This window comes from Bradyrhizobium sp. DOA1, assembly GCF_001593325.1.
Classification (GTDB): domain Bacteria; phylum Pseudomonadota; class Alphaproteobacteria; order Rhizobiales; family Xanthobacteraceae; genus Bradyrhizobium.
The window spans coordinates 748324-764795 of the sequence record NZ_JXJM01000001.1; the positions used below are offsets into that span (position 1 = coordinate 748324).

Consider the following 16472-nt stretch of genomic DNA (forward strand, 5'->3'; position numbering starts at 1 on the left):
GCGCAGGAGATGTAGGGTTCCATTGTGGCCCCAACAGTGCAGGCCGGATTAAATTTCGGTATGCGACAAGCTGCCTCGCAAGGCTGCTTTGACCGATTTCACTCGAGCGTGACGCCGCTGTCTGCCAATAGACGTGGGAAGGCATCGCCGGCGAGATAGGCGTGCTCGCGTTCGCGAACCTCCGTCATCGGGTCGAGGCCGACGAGGATCTCGTCGACGAAGCCGGGGTGGCACATCACGAGACCGCCATCCGGCAGGCCGTCCAGAAACTGCCGCATCAACTCGCCGAAATCAGCGGCGCGGGTGAAGTCGTAGGCGCCGGCAAAGCCGGGATTGAAGCTGAGCCCGGCACCCGCGGCGCGGCGGCGGAATTGCGCGCTGAGGATGTCGAGCACCATGGCCTTCGGCGAGGCCAGCCGCTGTCTGAGCGGCAGATCGCGGCCGCCCTGACGCACCCAGGCATTTGGCGCACCGTCGCTGACGGCATCGATGAAGCCGTCCCGCACCTGCGGATAGAGCTGCACATGCTGGTGACCGTCGACGAAGTCGGGCGCGCGTCCGAATGCTTCCATGAAGGCCGTCAGCTGCGCCTTCACCTCGTTGCGGATGAATTCGCGGTCGAGCCGCCGCGTCAAGCCGGCGCGCAGCAGTTTTGGAAACGGCATGAACATGTCGCCGTCCAGAGGACGGAAGTGCATGGTCAGCGGCCGGAACGGGGCCGACAGCGTCACGTGCAGTCCGATCGCGCAGCGCGGGCTCGACTTGGCTGCCGCTTCCAGCGCCTCGATCTCGCCGCGCCCGATCGCAGGTCCCACCATCATCACCGAGGTCGCGTTGAGGCGGCCGCGTTCGATCAGGTCGCGGATGGCGCGGTTGACGCCCGGACTCATGCCGTAATCGTCGGCGCAGAGCCAGATTCGCCGCAGGCCTGCGGCCGCATTCATTCGGCCGCCGTCCTCTTCGAAGCATCCTCAGCGTTGTCGGTGTCGACGTGCTTTTCGCTGTGCTCGGCCACGAAGTAGATCGGGCGCGCCTTCAGCTCGGACAGGATCTTGCCGATATATTCGCCGACGATGCCGATCATGATGAGCTGTACGCCGCCGATCGTCATCAGGCCGATCACGAGCGATGGATAGCCGGGCACCTGCTTGCCGGTCGTGAACACCTCCCACAGGATCGAAAGGCCGAACAGGAAGGCGCCTCCGGCGAGGATGACGCCGAGCAGGCTGGCGAAGCGCAGCGGTGCCACCGAGAACGAAGTCAGGCCCTCGATCGACAGGCCGAGCAGGCTGGCAGCGTTGAAGGTGGTGACGCCATGGGCGCGTGCCGCCGGTTCGTAGTCGACGCGGATCTGGCGGAAGCCGATCCAGCTGGCCAGGCCCTTGAAGAAGCGGTTGCGCTCGGGCAATTGCCGCAGGGCGGCGACCGCGCGCGGCGAGAGCAGGCGGAAGTCGCCGGCGTCCTCCGGAATCTTCTGCCGCGCGCCCCAATTGATCAGCGCGTAGAAGCCGTGCACGGCGACGCGGCGCAGGAAGGGCTCGTTGTCGCGATGCGCCTTGGCGGTGTAGACGACGTCGTAGCCGTCATCGATCCAGTGCCGCACCAACTGCTCGATCAGGGCCGGCGGATGCTGGCCGTCGCCGTCCATGAACATGACGGCGCCGAGCCGGGCATGGTCGAGGCCGGCCATCAGCGCCGCCTCCTTGCCGAAATTGCGCGAGAGCGAGACCACCTGGACGCCGATCGCGTCGGCCGGAAGGCTGCGGGCGATCGACAGCGTAGCGTCCTTGCTGCCGTCATCGACATAGACGACCTCGCAAGCCAGGCGATAGCGCTGGCGCAAGGTTTTCGCGAGCTCGCAGATCCGTTGGTGCAGGGCGGCAAGGCCCGCCGCCTCGTTGTAGACGGGGACGACAATCGACAGTCCCTTCGCGGCGGCGCCGGCCGCTGTGGTCGTCATGCCGGATACGTCAGAGCCCAGCGTCATCGATCAAGGTTCCAGATGCCTTCAGGTCTTCTCGACAGCATATGGTAGCTGCCGTTTGCTGTCGCTACGCTGAACGAAACCGGGTTCACCGCCGCAGGAACGCTTCGAGCTTGGCGAACAGCGGGTTCTCCCGGTCGAACACGTAGTCGAGCGAAACCACCGAGACGGTCTCGGCGCCATGCTCGCGCAGGAAGCTCGCCAGCGCGTAAAGCTGCCCCGGAGGGCAGTGCAGCGTTAACATGCCTGACGAGGTCGGTCCGCCAAACGGGGCCTCGACGCCGAACCGGCTATGGGCTTCGCCGAGCAGGGCGGCGTCGCACTGCCGGAAGCGGGTGCGGACCTCGCGATATTTGTTGGCCCGCGCCCGCGCCGCGATGTGATCGAGAATGATGCGCGCGGTCTCCCGCGCCTGCGGCGACCAGTCGGCATCTTTCGACGCGACCAGATTGGCCTGGCTGCGCAGGATCACGCCGTCGTCGAGCACCCGCAAGCCATTGGCGGCGAGCGTGGCGCCGGTCGTGGTGATGTCGACGATCAGCTCGGCGCTGCCGGCCGCGGGCGCCCCTTCGGTCGCGCCGGCGCTTTCGACGATGCGGTAATCGGTGATGCCGTGGCTCTGGAAGAAAGCGCGGGTGAGATTGATGAACTTGGTCGCGACCCGCATCCGCATGTGATGCTGCTCGCGGAAGCCGGTGGTGACGTCGTCGAGGTCGGCCATGGTGCGGACGTCGATCCAGGCCTGCGGCACCGCGACGACGACGTCGGCATAGCCGAAGCCGAGCCCTTCGATCAGGGACACGCGGTTGTCGGCATCGGCGATGGTCTCGCGCACCAGATCTTCGCCGGTGACGCCGAGATGCGCAAAGCCGCGCGACAATTGCGAGGCGATCTCGCTCGCCGAGAGATAGGCGACCTCGACATTGTCGAGGCCCGCGATCGTGCCGCGATAGTCGCGGGCGCCGCCGGCCTTCGACAGCTTGAGCCCGGCGCGGGCAAAGAACGCTTCGGTGTTTTCTTGAAGGCGGCCCTTGGAGGGAACGGCCAGAACGAATGGCGCGCTCATAGCTTAAGCTCCCACCTTGCGGCCGATCCTGGTCAGCGCATCCACCCAGACCGAGAACCCGACCGCGGGGATAGGCTCGACTGATCCGAGCTGGGTCATCAGCCCGTCATAGCGGCCGCCGGCGACCAGCGGCTCGGCACCGTTGCCCCTGTGGTGCAACTCGAACTCGAAGCCGGTGTAATAGTCGAGCCCACGTCCGAATGCGGTGGAAAAGCGCGCCAGCTTCACGTCGATGCCGCGCGCCGCCATGAAGCCGACCCGGCTTTCGAACTGGTCGATCGCAGCCCTGAGATCGAGCTTGGCGTCCGCCGTGAGTGCGCGCAGCTCCGCGACGGCGTCGTCGGGATTGCCTGATATCGCCAGGAAGCGCTTGAGCACGGTGATGGCCTCGCGCGGCAGCGCGCCGCCCTTGAGGGTAGATTGCTCGAGGAAGCGGTCGGCGATCTCGGCCGTGGTGCGGCCGCCGACATTGGTGGTGCCGGCAATCGACATCAGATCGGTGACGAAGGCCAGCGCCGCCTTGCGGTCGGAGCCGGCAAGCGCGGCGAGCACGCCCTCATATTCGCTGCGGGTCGCGGTGGTTGCAGCCGTGAGCCGCTCCAGATCCTGCTCCAGGCTGATCTTGCGCTTGAAATCCTTGATCAGGCGACGGCGCCAGACCGGATAGAGATCCAGCGCGTCGAGCAGGGCATTGAACAGCGCGACGTCGCCGGTGCGAATCTCGACGTCGCCGACGCCGAAGGCCGCGGTCGCCTCCAGCGCCAGCGCCAGCATCTCAGCGTCGGCTGCGGCGCGGTCCTGGCGGCCGAAGGATTCGATGCCGGCCTGGAGGAATTCGCTGGGTTGGCCGCTGCGGTAACGGAACACCGGACCGAGATAGCTGAACCCGGCCGCTTGGCCGGCGCGGCTTGAGGCGAGGTAATCGCGCGCCACGGGAATGGTCAGGTCCGGGCGCAGGCAGAGCTCCTCGCCGGAGAGGTCCGTGGTCAGGTACAGGCTCTTGCGGATGTCCTCGCCGGAGAGGTCCAGGAACGGCTCGGCCGGCTGCAGGATCGCGGGCTCGGCCCTGACATAGCCCGCCTGCGCGAACGACAAGAGCAGCGTATCCGCCCAGGCGGAGCCGGCAGCATTTGAGGTGGCAGTCGCGGTCATAACGGGGTCCATCGTCCCGGTGGAACCGGGCAGGGAGGGAAGTTGCGCAGCCCTTAGCATGGTAGATAGGCGGTTTCGACCTCCAAAGGATCAATCGCTTAACAGGCGGGCAATGCCGGGATCAGGCGGACTTGCCCCAATCGCCGAGGACTGCCTGCACCAGCGCCAAGGCCGCCACCGCGGCTGTGTCGGCCCGCATGATCCGGGGCCCCAGCGCCAGTCGCAGGAACTTCGGCTGCCGCAGCAGCAGCGCGCGCTCTTCCTCGGCGAAGCCGCCTTCGGGGCCGATCAGCACGTCAATACCCTGGCCGGTCTTCCGGGCGCTCTGGAGGCCCTGGATGGGGTCTTCGACCTCCGCCGCCTCGTCGCAGAAGATCAGCAGGCGGTCGGCCGGCCGCTGGCTGAGGAAGCGCTCCAGCGCCACCGGCTCGGCCACGGTGGCGATACTCAGAATGCCGCATTGCTCGGCGGCCTCGACGACATTGGCCCGCATCCGCTCGGTGTTGACCCGGGAGGCCTGGGTGAACCGGGTCAGGACCGGCTGAAGCCTTGCCGCGCCCATCTCGATGGCCTTCTGCACCATGTAGTCGAGACGGGCATGCTTGAGCGGGGCGAAGACGTAGGCGAGGTCGGCAAGCCGGTCCTGGGGCCGGGTCTGCTGGAGGATGACGAGGCCGTCCGGGCGCTTGCGGCCTTCGATGGCCGCCTGCCACTCGCCGTCACGGCCGTTGAAGGCCAGGACCTCCGCCCCGGCGGCAAGCCGCAGCACATTGCCGAGATAATTGCTCTGGTCGCGGTCGAGCGGGACCCTGGCGTCCTGAGTCAGGGTAGCGTCGACGAACAGGCGGGGGGCGCGAAAAATCGTGGGCAGGCATCGTCTAAGGTCCGATTTGCCGCCGTTCTTAACCGAAACCCGTAGTTTTGGGGGTAAATATTGCCAGAATGGTGCGTCCCAGCGCCGCGCTCTTGCCCAATTCCACGGGTTGTTAAGCGTCGGCGGGAATCGTAAAAACGCGAACACGCTGGTTGCGCTTCAATTGGGAAGACGTCGAACCCGTAAGATCCTGCCGGAGAGACTATCTTGATGATCCGTCATTTGATGGTTCCGATCACTGCCGCCATGGTCACCCTGGGCGTCGCTGGCGCTGACGCGCAAAGCGCGTTCCCGGCGCCGCTGCCCAATCAGGCTGCAAGCAGTTCGCCGTTTCCGCCCGTGAACGGCTCGGCGCCCTCCGCGTCGGTCGGCACCGCGCCGCAATCCTCGTTTCCCGTGAACGGTGCTGCCCCGCTCGGCGGCGCCGGCGCTTTCAGCGCGGCTCCGCCGACGCAAGCCGGTCCCGGCGAGGACTGCATGAAGGCCTTTATTCCCTTGCGCGAGGAAGCCGAGAAGCGCGGCAAGCTGATCAAGGCCGCGAGCGATCGTCATGCGCCGCCGGACGAGGCCTGCAAGCTGATCCGCAATTTCAGCCAGGCTGAAACGAAGATGATCAAGTACATCGAGACCAACGCCGCCAAATGCGGAATTCCGGCGCAGGTCGGTGACCAGATGAAGGCCGGCCACAAGAACACCGAGGCCATGGCGACCAAGGTCTGCAACGTTGCGCAGCAGATGCAGAACCAGCCGCGCGGTCCGGCAGGCCCCTCACTGAGCGAGGTGCTGGGTTCGGGCTCGGCGCCTGAGGCCAATGCCGGCAAGAAGGGCGGCAGCACCTTCGATACGCTCAACGGCAACGTCCTGACTCGATGAGCGATACATCCGCCCGCGTTGCCGACTCCACCGGCAACTGGGTCGATACGCTCGCGCCGCCATGGGCGCGACCATATTTGCGCCTGTCGCGCTTCGACCGTCCGATCGGCTCCTGGCTGTTGCTGATGCCGTGCTGGTGGTCGGCGGCGCTCGCCGCCGGCATCGCGCATGACGTCCGCGGCCTGCCGCTCACCATCGTGCTGTTCTTCATCGGCGCCTTCGTCATGCGCGGGGCCGGCTGCACCTGGAACGACATCACCGACCGCGATCTCGACGACAAGGTCGAGCGCACCCGCTCGCGGCCGCTGCCGTCAGGGCAAGTGACCACCAAGCAGGCGCTGGTGTTCATGATCGCGCAGGCGCTGATCGGCCTCGTGGTGCTGTTGCAGTTCAACCGCTTCGCAGTCCTGACCGGCATCGCCTCGCTGTTGATCGTCGCGATCTATCCTTTCATGAAGCGCATCACCTGGTGGCCGCAGATCGTGCTCGGCCTGGCCTTCTCCTGGGGCGCCCTGATGGGCTTTGCCGTCACCTTCGGGCGCATCGACCTCACCGCGCTCGTGCTCTATGCCGGCGCGATCTCCTGGGTGATCGGCTATGACACGATCTACGCGCATCAGGATACCGAGGACGACGCGCTGATCGGTATCAAATCCACCGCGCGCCTGTTCGGTGCGCACACGCATCAGGCGCTGATCCTGTTCTACGGCCTCTCGGTGATGCTGATCGGAGTCGCGCTGGCCTCCGGCGATGCGCGCTGGCCGGCCTGGCTCGGGCTGACCGCCTTCGCCGTGCATCTGGCATCGCAGATCGTGCGGCTCCGGATCGACGATCCCGAGCTGTGCCTGCGCCTGTTCAAGTCGAACAGGGATGCGGGCCTATTGCTGTTTGCGGGATTGCTCGCCGACGCGGTGATGCGGGCGTAGCTCTCGTAGGGTGGGCAAAGGCGCGTTTGCGCCGTGCCCACCATTTCTCAATGATTGACAAGAACGTGGGCACGCTTCGCTTTGCCCACCCTACGGCACCTGTAATTGCCGCTTAGTTCCTTGCGATGATCTCGCGCTCACCCTGATGAACCGTCAGCTCGCGCGTCATCGCGATGCGCCGGCGCATCAGAAATTTCGGGCGGCGGGCGCGGATCGCGTTGGCGCGGCGGCGGCGCGGTGCGGGCTTGCGGGCGCCTTCGTCGAGCTGCGGCAGCGCGAAGATTTCGCTCCAGATCGCCCAGGCTTGCGTGAGTTCGTCGCCATCGGCGCCGACCAGCAGCGGAACGGAGAGCGAGGGATCGCGATGCACGAGGACGAGGGCCTGCGCCTCGTCATTGCCGCGGAGCGCGACGCCAGTGAAGTCGCTGACGCGCACGTTGATGGCCATCTGCATGCCGCGCACGGCACGGCGCAACACGACACGCTCGCGATGAAGCTCGATCTGCCTGACATGTCCGTCGGCGCGCGGATCATGCGCATCGAAGCGGACCGGAAGGGAAAGAGGGTCGAGCCGCAGGGAGCGGCTCGACCCGGCGGGAGCGACCCCGCATGTTGCTGTTTGACGCCTCACGGCTTTAGTTCTCCCCGCCGGGATTATGTTCCCGGTCGATGCGAGGACCTTAGCGCGCCCCTTTCCGAAACCGCTTAAAAAGGCTGGTTAACCCACCGTCACTGCGGCTCATGATTGACAAGACCTTGGCACGCATGATTGACGAGACGTTGCGCCGAAGTCGCGAATCTGAGCTTTTGACGGGCTGAAAATGCTTGAAGTCCGCGCCATCAGGGCACATTTGTGGGTTCCGGTCCCGAACCCCGCCCCAACAGGATTTCGTTCGTGAACTCTTCACCAAGCTCGACGACCACAGCCCATCGCGACCTGTTCGATCAGTCCGCGCTCTCCGATCTCGCGCAGCGGCTGGTCGAGGCGGCCAAGCGCGCCGGCGCAGATGCGGCCGATGCGGTCGCAGTGCGCGGCGTCTCGCAAGGCGTCGAGGTGCGTGACGGCCGTGTCGAGGAATCCGAGCGCTCCGAAGGCGACGATGTCGGTCTGCGCGTGCTGGTCGGCCAGCGCCAGGCGGTGGTCTCGACCAACGACGTCAGCGGCGATGCCGTCACCAAGCTCGCCGAGCGCGCGGTGGCCATGGCACGTGTCGCGCCCGACGACAAATATGTCGGCCTCGCCGATCCCGCGCTGCTCGCGCGCGACTTCCCCGATCTCGACCTGCTCGATCCCGACGTGCCCACGACCTCGGAGCTCGAGCGCCGCGCGCTTGCGGCCGAAGCTGCCGCGCTCGCCGTCAAGGGCGTCACCAAATCCGGCGGCGCCTCCGCCTCCGCCGGCATCGGCGGTATGGTGCTCGTCACTTCGACCGGCTTCCACGGCTCTTATCTGCGCTCCAGCCAGGGCATTTCCGCCACCGCCATAGCGGGCGAAGGCACCGGCATGGAGCGCGACTACGACTTCACTTCGGCGCCGCACGGCGCCGATCTCTTGTCGCCTGAAATCGTCGGCCGTTCCGCCGGCGAGCGCACCGTGGCGCGCCACAATCCGCGCAAGGTCGAGACCTGCAAGGTGCCTGTGGTGTTCGATCCGCGCGTTGCCGGCTCGCTGGTCGGCCATGTCGTCGGCGCCATCAACGGCGCTTCGATCGCGCGCAAGACCAGCTTCCTGAAGGACAAGCTCGGTCAGCAGCTGTTTGCCAAGAACATCCGCATCGTCGACGATCCCCTGCGCAAGCGCGGCCTGCGCTCGCAGACCTTCGATGCCGAAGGCGTCGCGGTGAAGAAGATCGCGCTGGTCGACGAGGGCGTGCTGACCACCTGGCTGCTCGATTGCGCCACCGCGCGCGAACTCGGTCTTACCACCACGGGCCATGCCCATCGCGGCGTCTCATCCTCGCCCTCGCCCGGGCCGTACAATCTGCATCTCGAGCCCGGCACGCCGAGCGCGGCCGAGCTGATCTCCGACATCAAGCAGGGCTTCTACGTTACCGATTTGATCGGCTCCGGCGTCAACGGTGTCACCGGCGATTACAGCCGCGGCGCCTCCGGCTTCTGGATCGAGAACGGCGAGATCACGTACCCCGTCAGCGAAGTCACGATCGCCGGCCATCTGTTCGAGATCTTCAAGTCGATGCAGCCGGCGAACAATCTCGAGTTCCGCTACGGCATCAATGCGCCGACGGTGCGCATCGAGGGCTTGACGCTTGGCGGACGCTGACGCGCAATCCCTCGACGCGACCATCCTGACGCGCGATGCGGCGCTGCTGAAGGCGACGGTGCGGGACGCGGGCGCATTGGCGCAGTCGATGTTCCGCACCGAGCTGAGGAAGTGGACCAAGGGCGCGTCCTCGCCGGTCTCGGAAGCCGACATCGCGGTCAACGATCTCCTCGAAGCGCGCCTGCGCAATGCGACGCCCGACTATGGCTGGCTATCCGAGGAAAGCGCCGACGATGCGGCGCGGCTGTCGCGGCCGCTGACCTGGATCGTCGATCCTATCGACGGCACGCGAAATTATCTCGGCGGCCATGACGAGTGGTGCGTCAGTGTCGCGCTGGTCCGGGATGCCTCGCCGGTGCTGGCGGCGGTGTTCGCCCCGTCCAGTGACGAGTTCTTCTTCGCGGCTCGCGGCCAGGGCACGACGCTCAACGACAAGCCGGTGCGGACGTCGTCCGGATCCGAGCTCGACTTCGCGCGCGTCGCCGGCCCGAAGCCGCTGGTCGAACGCCTGAAGCCCTCTCTCGGCGAGATCAAGCTGCATCGGCGAATCGGCTCGCTGGCGCTGCGTCTGTGCCGGGTCGCGCATGGCGCACTGGATGCGGCTTTTGCGGGGGGCAACAGCCATGATTGGGATCTTGCGGCGGCGGATTTGATCGTGCAGGAAGCGGATGGTAGGATGAGCGACCTCTCCGGAGAACCCATCCTCTATAACCGCCGGGAAGTGGCGCACGGGGTGCTGGTGGCAGCGGGGCGCGATCGTCATGCGGGCATTGTCGCGCATTTTCGAAACCGCCCCTTGGCCTGAAGCGCCTTCGTCGTGCTTGTCGAAGACTGCTTTGCCGGGCAGCCCGTTAGGAACAGAACCCATGCCAGATAGTGCCCCGCAACAACTGCTTCACCTCGTCATCGGCGGCGAGCTCGTCGACCTCGAGCACAATACCTTCAAAAATCTCGACGACGTCGAGATCGTCGGCCTCTATCCCAATTATGCCAGCGCCCACGCGGCTTGGCGGGCCAAGGCGCAGAGCACGGTCGACAACGCGCAGATGCGCTATTTCATCGTCCATCTGCACCGGCTGCTCGATCCCAATCAAGAACCGGCGCGTTGAAAAAACTGCTTCGCAATACGCTGCGAAGCAGCTTCGTTCAGCGTGCCGTCGGGGTCCTGGCGGCCGAATATCTGCGCTTTGTCTGGCGGACCAACAGATTCACGTTCGATCCGCCCGGCGTCTATGACCTCGTCGAGCCGCAGATCCCGGCGATCTTCGCCTTTTGGCACGGCCAGCATTTCCTCACGCCCTTCATCAAGAACAAGGACTGGTATCGGGCCAAGGTGCTGATCTCCCGTCACCGCGACGGCGAGTTCAACGCGATCGCCGCCGAGCGGCTCGGCATCGGCACGATCAGAGGTTCCGGCGACCATGGCGGCGCCTTCCACCGCAAAGGTGGTGTGGGCGCCTTCAAGGAAATGGTGCGCACGCTCCAGGACGGTTGTAATGTCGCGCTGACCGCCGATGTCCCCAAGCGCTCACGCGTGGCCGGGCTCGGCATCATCATGCTGGCACGGGAATCGGGGCGGCCGATCATGCCTTTTGCGATGGCGACCAGCCGCTTCATCCGGCTCGAGAACTGGGACCGCACCACCATCAATCTGCCATTCGGGCGGGGCGCATTGGTCGGCATCAAGGAGATCCACGTTCCCGCGGACGCCGACGCCGCCACCATGGAGGCGCTGCGGCTGGAGCTGGAGGAGACGCTGAACGAGGCGACCCGCCGCGCCTATGCGCAGCTCGGCCGCCCGGGACCGGAAGATGCCTAACTCGCTACCCATCACGCTGCGGATGTACCGGCGCCTGGCGAGCGGCCTGGTCCCGCTTGCGCCTGCGCTGATCAAGCGGCGCCTGAAGCAGGGCAAGGAGGATCCCGCGCGTGTCGGCGAGCGACGGGGCCTTAGCCAGGATGTGCGGCCGCACGGTCCGCTGGTCTGGATCCACGGCGCCAGTGTCGGCGAAGTGCTGGCTGCGGCCGCGCTGATCGAGCGGCTGCGCGATCTCAATCTGCGCATCCTGCTGACGTCAGGCACCGTCACCTCGGCCGCCGTCGTGGCAAAGCGCTTTCCGCCCGACGTCATCCATCAATACGTGCCGTATGATTCCCCGCGCTATGTCGCGCGCTTCCTCGACCATTGGAAGCCGTCTTTGGCGCTGTTCATCGAATCCGATCTGTGGCCGAACCTGATCCTTGCCGGCGCGGCGCGCCGGGTGCCGATGGTGCTGATCAACGGACGGATGTCGCCGCGTTCCTTCCCGCGCTGGCGGCGCATGCACGGCACCATCTCGGCGCTGCTGTCGCGGTTCGACATTTGTCTCGCGCAGTCGAAGACCGATGCCGAGCGATTTTCCGCGCTCGGCGGCCGCGATGTCCTCACCACGGGCAATCTCAAGCTCGACGTGCCGGCGCCGCCGGCCGATCCTGCCAGGCTCGAACGGCTGATGGCGATGACGCGCGGGCGTCCCATCATCGTCGCGGCCTCGACCCATCCGGGCGAGGACGAGATGCTGATCGCTGCGCATCGCAGCCTGTCCGGTTTCTTCCCGCAGCTCTTGACCGTGGTCGTGCCGCGCCATCCCGACCGCGGCTCATCGATCGCAGGGCTGATCACCGCGTCCGGCCTGAAGCCGGCGCTGCGCTCGCGCGAGGAGCTGCCGACCGCGACGACCGACGTCTATGTCGCGGACACCATGGGCGAGCTCGGCCTGTTCTATCGGCTGTCGCCGATCGTGTTCATGGGCGGATCGCTGATCCATCATGGCGGGCAGAATCCGATCGAGGCGATCAAGCTCGGTGCCGCCATCGTCCACGGCCCCCACGTCTTCAATTTCGCCGACGTCTACGAGGCGCTCGATCACAGCGGCGGGGCGCGCCAGGCCGACACGCAGGAGGCCTTGGTCAAGCAGCTCGGCCAGTTGCTGGCGGATCCCGCCCTGCGCGACAAGATGCAGCGCGCGGGCGCAGGCGTGGTCGAGCAGCTCGGTGGCGCGCTCGACCGCACCATGACTGCGCTCGAGCCCTATCTGCTGCAGCTGACCATCGAGATGGGAGCCGCCAATGCGTGAGCCGGCCTTTTGGTACCGGCCACGTTCTCTCCCGTCCTACGCGCTATGGCCGCTCGGAGCGCTCTACGGCGCCATCACCGAACGGCGCATGCTCCGCAAGGGCGTTGACGGCGGCATCCCCGTGATCTGCGTCGGCAACTATCACGTCGGCGGTGCCGGCAAGACGCCGACCGTGCTGGCGCTGACCAAGCTCTTGCGCGAGCTCGGCGAGACCCCGGTGGTGCTCAGCCGCGGATATGGCGGGCGCCTGAAGGGTCCGCTGATGGTCGATCGGACGCGTCACGACGCGGCCGACGTCGGCGATGAGCCCCTGATGATGGCGCGCGATGTCCCCGTTGCGGTTGCACGCGATCGTCTCGACGGAGTCGCGCTGGCGAAGTCGCAGGGCGCGACCGTGATCCTGATGGACGATGGCTTCCAGAACCCGCGCCTCCTCAAGGACGCCTCGCTGATCGTGATCGACAGCGAGCGCGGTCTCGGCAACGGCCATGTGTTTCCCGCCGGCCCCTTGCGCGCGCCGCTCAGCGTACAGCTCGCGCGTACCGACGCGCTGGTGCTGATCGGTGACGGACGTGCCGCCAACGAGGTCGCCTCGGAGCTGGCCAAGCGCGACAAGCCGGAGCTGCGGGCGCGATTGAAGCCCGATGCGGACTCGGTCTCGCAGCTGCTCGGCAAGCGGGTCTTTGCCTTCGCCGGCATCGGCGATCCCGAACGCTTCTTCCGCGCGTTGCGCGCGAGCGGCATCGACGTCGCGCACACGCGTGCCTTCGCCGATCACCACATGTTCTCGAACGAGGAGATCGCAGCGCTCGCGACGGACGCGCAGCGCGCGCAGCTCACGCTGGTGACCACGGAAAAGGATCTTGCACGCCTGCGCGGCAGAGCGGGCGTGCCTGACGGCATCGTGCCGTTCGCCGTCCGGCTCGAGTTCGACGATCCTGCAAGGCTGAGGCAGCTGATCAGTGATCATCTCTACGCGGCGCGTGAGCGAAGGTTTGGCAGGCGCTGATCTCCTTGCGAGCAAAGCGACTGCGCAATGGGTCGGATTGCCTATCGCTCTCCCGCCGTGGAATCCATGGTGATGGAAAGATCGTTCATGCAACGCGATGCATCGTGTGAACCGAGGTCACATACCGCGGCTGACGAAATATCTTCCGCACCTTCGCAAGTTGATGTAGCCTTGCAGCAGAGCCGTCACCGGGACGTGCCGAACTCCCGGCAATCATTGGCGGCGTTTATGCCCACGGCGGGCAACGTATCTTTACCATTTTAGATCCAGCGGCCGTAACGACCCGTTCGCAACGGCAGGGAGAATTATCGTCAAAGCGCAGAGGAGAACATGCCATGCATTTTTGCCTCACCGGACAATACACACCACGCGCTCTCAACGCCATTTTGGAAAACCCCACGACCAATCGCCAGGAGGCGGCTCGAAAACTCATCGAGGCAGCCGGAGGAAAGCTGATCTCGATGTACAGCGTTGCGGCCGATGGCCCTGGCGTGTTGGTGATTTTCGATGTGCCTGATCCCGCTGCGGCTCCGGCCATTTCCGGCCTGACCGTCACGGCGGGCACGCTTCAGAACGTGAAGCTGACGAGGTTGTTCACGCAGGACGAGATCAAGCAGGTGCGCCAGAACGCGGCGAAGCTGCGTTCTTCGTATAGCCCGCCTGGAAGCTGACGATCTGATCGAAGCGAAGCCGCCGCAGTCGGACGACGCGGCGGCGACGCTCACGCCAACAGAATCACCGTCGCCAGGCGACGCGAGGCGGAGGCCTTCGGCGTGCTTTGACGCGCCATGCGGTGGAGGGCGTGCCGCGCGGGCGCCATGGCCAGGCTGAACGTGTCGCCGGCCGACCCGGTGATGGCCTTCGATCGCGGTTCAGCGATGGGTTGCGTTCACCACGCCCCAACGGCGATCAATCCGACAATGGTCAGGCACGAGACGCAGGCCACCATCACAGTATAACATTCGGGTGTATTCATCGTTGCCTCCCAAACCGTTGCCAGTTTGGCGCGCGGGAGTTGCCGGTCCTCGCCCCCGCTTCAGTTCGTTGTGCCGTCATTGGCATTGCGATGCGCGTCCGCCCTCTCATCATCATCCAGATGCGCGAGATGATCATGCGCTTCGAGAGCTTCAGAGCGTCGGGCCGAGATCAGAAGCTGCTTCCGCATTTCGGCGAGGCGGGCGCGGCAATATTCACGATAGAGCATGTCTAGTATGGTGGGCATGAGCACCCCCATCGTTGACTTTCGATTTACCGATGTGCCGCCGTGCATTTTCCGGGGTGATCGTAGTCCGCCAGATGGCCCTTCGATGTGAGCCCGTTCACAGATCGCGCCGATTCCGAATTGCCCGCGACTTGATTGTCTGTGCGGTGAAAAGAGCAGGACCGATTACCTAACACGCAGCCTAGCAGCCTTCTGTTTCACCAAGACTTCGTCAAACAACTTGAGGGCGCCGATTCGCAATGAAGAATCCAACCTCAACGCGAAGAGACTAACCACAGAGTGCATGTACGGCGCGATGCAATGCGGATCGTCGCGAAGTAAGTCACGGTAGTTTGAGAGCACCAGCCAGGTCGATCGCGATAACTCGACGCTGCTCAGCCTCTCCGTCAGTGGCCCGCTATTCAGGCCACATTCATCGCAAAACGCCTATCGCTTACGTACGATCGGGAGAGTTCGATGAAACTGACTTGCGTGGGCACCGATGGTCCCGAGCAATAGCCGAACGGTGCCACGAACGCGGTCTCGTAGGGTGGGCAAAGGTGCAACGCGCCGTGCCCACCGTCTGTTCGCAACTGAGACAGCGAAGGTGGGCACGCTTCGCTTTGCCCACCCTACGCCAGCCGAAGGATCACGCCTGCTTCAGCGCGCCTGGAAAATGCCGCTGCAGCACGGCAGTCGGCGTGGCGTAGGCCTCCTGCAGGTCGACGCTCCAATACTTCAGCTCGTCGAGCGGAATGCGCGTGTCGGTGATCGCGCAGCGCACATAGGTCCCCGGCGAGATCACGCGGAAATCGCCGTCGAGATACTGCACCTGCGCTTCGCCATGGCCCGAGGGGCCGAACTTGTTCAGCACGGTCGAAAGTCTCCGTGGAAGGCCGCTCCCTGGAAAAACCCGGAGGGCACGATGTGTCGGGCTGGATGTAGCATAAATAGGGTGGCTTGTCCGCCCGGTAAACCCACCGGTTTGTGATGATTTGGCGCCGTTTCCACGTGATAGAGCTTGGCCGAAGGATATGGACGCAACCGATGCGCCTTCGGCTGACCGCTCTGTTCCTGATGCTGCTGATGTCGGCCGCGCACGCCGCGCCCATGCCGCAGCAGGTCGACATTCCGCTGTCGTCGGGCATCCTGCATGCACAGCTTTACAAGCCCGAGGGTGAGGGGCCGTTTCCGGCCGTGATCGCGCTGCATGGTTGCGGCGGGCTCAGCGGCCGTTCGGATACCATCCTGCCGCGCTATCGCGACTGGGCCGAGCGCCTGCTCAAGGCCGGCAATGCGGTGCTGCTGCCCGACAGTTACGGCTCGCGCGAACTCGGGCCGCAATGCCGCGTCAAGGAGATGCACGTCAAGACGCGGCGCGAACGCGTCACCGACATTGCGGCCTCGCGCGCCTGGCTGATGAAGCAGAGCTGGGTGGCGCGTGACCGCATCAGCCTGATCGGCTGGGCCAACGGTGCCAGCGCGCTGCTCTGGGCGGTGCGTCCGCAGAGTGCCGCGCGGGACCTCGGACCGGACTTCCGGGCGGCGGTCGCTTTCTATCCCGATTGCCGCATCTCCGCCGGCCTCGGCTGGAGCACGCGGGTGCCGACGCTGGTGCTGATCGGCGCCGATGACGACGTGTCGTCGCCGCCGGCCTGCCGCCAGATGGTGGACGGCGCACGCGGCCGCAGCGCGCTCGCGCGCATCGTGGTCTATCCCGGCGCCGATCACGATTTCGACCGCGCCAACACGCCGCCCCACGCCGCCGGCAGCACCGATCTGGCCGCACCCGAGCATGGCCATCTCGGCACCGATGCCGAGGCGCGCGCCGAGTCGCAAAAGGATGTGGCGGAGTGGCTGGCGCGGTGAGCGCGACGCTGGCGGTTCTGTGGCGGACTTGTCGCGCCGTAGCTCGGTGCGAGCGAAGGCGGAAGCGGGGCCGCCCGAGGAACAAATTGAGGCGGACAGCCCCGCATCGACCACCGCCCTG

General features: G+C 65.8%; 17 protein-coding genes and 1 pseudogene. 10 read left to right on the forward strand and 8 right to left on the reverse strand.

What is annotated here, in order from left to right:
* Positions 1 to 98: 98 nt before the first annotated feature.
* The 5 genes and pseudogenes from SE91_RS03465 to SE91_RS03485 all read right to left on the reverse strand — a co-directional run bounded on the left by SE91_RS03465 (position 99) and on the right by SE91_RS03485 (position 5077).
* Entirely contained in the window at positions 99 to 944 is an 846-nt protein-coding gene (locus SE91_RS03465; protein ID WP_061846593.1) for a ChbG/HpnK family deacetylase, read from the reverse strand.
* Positions 941 to 1987: a glycosyltransferase family 2 protein gene (locus SE91_RS03470; protein ID WP_061846594.1), complete on the reverse strand. Its 1047-nt coding sequence runs from the start codon at positions 1985 to 1987 to the stop codon at positions 941 to 943. The genes SE91_RS03465 and SE91_RS03470 overlap by 4 nt, the downstream gene beginning before the upstream one ends.
* A gap of 85 nt (positions 1988 to 2072) precedes the next feature.
* Positions 2073 to 3050, reverse strand: a complete 978-nt coding sequence (gene hisG / locus SE91_RS03475) for an ATP phosphoribosyltransferase (protein WP_061846595.1) — start codon at positions 3048 to 3050, stop codon at positions 2073 to 2075.
* A 3-nt stretch (positions 3051 to 3053) separates the two neighbouring features.
* Positions 3054 to 4202, reverse strand: coding sequence for an ATP phosphoribosyltransferase regulatory subunit (locus tag SE91_RS03480; protein WP_061846596.1), 1149 nt, complete (start codon positions 4200 to 4202; stop codon positions 3054 to 3056).
* A gap of 121 nt (positions 4203 to 4323) precedes the next feature.
* Positions 4324 to 5077 (reverse strand): annotated as a pseudogene (locus tag SE91_RS03485) (16S rRNA (uracil(1498)-N(3))-methyltransferase).
* Between the two features lie 209 nt (positions 5078 to 5286).
* Here SE91_RS03485 and SE91_RS03490 point away from each other — a divergent pair.
* Positions 5287 to 5949: a hypothetical protein gene (locus SE91_RS03490; protein WP_060734854.1), complete on the forward strand. Its 663-nt coding sequence runs from the start codon at positions 5287 to 5289 to the stop codon at positions 5947 to 5949.
* Positions 5946 to 6875 carry a 4-hydroxybenzoate octaprenyltransferase gene (ubiA, locus tag SE91_RS03495; protein ID WP_061846597.1) on the forward strand — a complete coding sequence of 310 codons (930 nt, stop codon included), beginning with the start codon at positions 5946 to 5948 and terminating at the stop codon, positions 6873 to 6875. The genes SE91_RS03490 and ubiA overlap by 4 nt, the downstream gene beginning before the upstream one ends.
* Before the next feature lie 112 nt (positions 6876 to 6987).
* On the opposite strand, the gene SE91_RS03500 is transcribed toward ubiA, so the two are convergent.
* Positions 6988 to 7506, reverse strand: coding sequence for a DUF6101 family protein (locus SE91_RS03500; RefSeq protein WP_060734856.1), 519 nt, complete (start codon positions 7504 to 7506; stop codon positions 6988 to 6990).
* 264 nt (positions 7507 to 7770) lie between these two features.
* On the opposite strand from SE91_RS03500, the gene SE91_RS03505 reads away from it, so the two are divergent.
* From SE91_RS03505 to SE91_RS03535, 7 genes are all read left to right on the forward strand, one after another.
* On the forward strand, positions 7771 to 9156 hold the full coding sequence (locus SE91_RS03505; protein ID WP_061846598.1) for a TldD/PmbA family protein: 1386 nt from the start codon (positions 7771 to 7773) through the stop codon (positions 9154 to 9156).
* On the forward strand, positions 9143 to 9961 hold the full coding sequence (locus SE91_RS03510) for a 3'(2'),5'-bisphosphate nucleotidase CysQ (protein WP_061846599.1): 819 nt from the start codon (positions 9143 to 9145) through the stop codon (positions 9959 to 9961). Before SE91_RS03505 ends, SE91_RS03510 begins: the two co-directional genes overlap by 14 nt.
* Positions 9962 to 10022: 61 nt before the next feature.
* Entirely contained in the window at positions 10023 to 10265 is a 243-nt protein-coding gene (locus tag SE91_RS03515) for a DUF4170 domain-containing protein (RefSeq protein ID WP_061846600.1), read from the forward strand.
* Positions 10262 to 10975 (forward strand): lysophospholipid acyltransferase family protein, encoded by a 714-nt coding sequence (locus SE91_RS03520; protein ID WP_061846601.1) that lies wholly within the window; start codon positions 10262 to 10264, stop codon positions 10973 to 10975. Before SE91_RS03515 ends, SE91_RS03520 begins: the two co-directional genes overlap by 4 nt.
* The gene (locus SE91_RS03525) at positions 10938 to 12272 is read left to right on the forward strand and encodes a 3-deoxy-D-manno-octulosonic acid transferase (protein WP_082813655.1); all 1335 of its coding nucleotides are present in this window, start codon (positions 10938 to 10940) and stop codon (positions 12270 to 12272) included. The genes SE91_RS03520 and SE91_RS03525 overlap by 38 nt, the downstream gene beginning before the upstream one ends.
* A complete protein-coding gene (gene lpxK / locus SE91_RS03530; RefSeq protein ID WP_061846602.1) occupies positions 12265 to 13281 on the forward strand; it encodes a tetraacyldisaccharide 4'-kinase in 1017 nt (338 codons plus the stop codon). Before SE91_RS03525 ends, lpxK begins: the two co-directional genes overlap by 8 nt.
* A gap of 335 nt (positions 13282 to 13616) precedes the next feature.
* Positions 13617 to 13952 carry a GYD domain-containing protein gene (locus tag SE91_RS03535; RefSeq protein ID WP_060734859.1) on the forward strand — a complete coding sequence of 112 codons (336 nt, stop codon included), beginning with the start codon at positions 13617 to 13619 and terminating at the stop codon, positions 13950 to 13952.
* A 365-nt stretch (positions 13953 to 14317) separates the two neighbouring features.
* On the opposite strand, the gene SE91_RS35025 is transcribed toward SE91_RS03535, so the two are convergent.
* Complete coding sequence (locus SE91_RS35025; protein WP_245318297.1) at positions 14318 to 14515, reverse strand: hypothetical protein; 198 nt, start codon at positions 14513 to 14515, stop codon at positions 14318 to 14320.
* Between the two features lie 616 nt (positions 14516 to 15131).
* A complete protein-coding gene (locus tag SE91_RS03540; protein ID WP_060734860.1) occupies positions 15132 to 15356 on the reverse strand; it encodes a DUF2093 domain-containing protein in 225 nt (74 codons plus the stop codon).
* Positions 15357 to 15529: 173 nt separating this feature from the next.
* Here SE91_RS03540 and SE91_RS03545 point away from each other — a divergent pair, with 173 nt between their 5' ends.
* Positions 15530 to 16351, forward strand: a complete 822-nt coding sequence (locus tag SE91_RS03545) for a dienelactone hydrolase family protein (protein WP_061846603.1) — start codon at positions 15530 to 15532, stop codon at positions 16349 to 16351.
* Positions 16352 to 16472 lie beyond the last annotated feature (121 nt).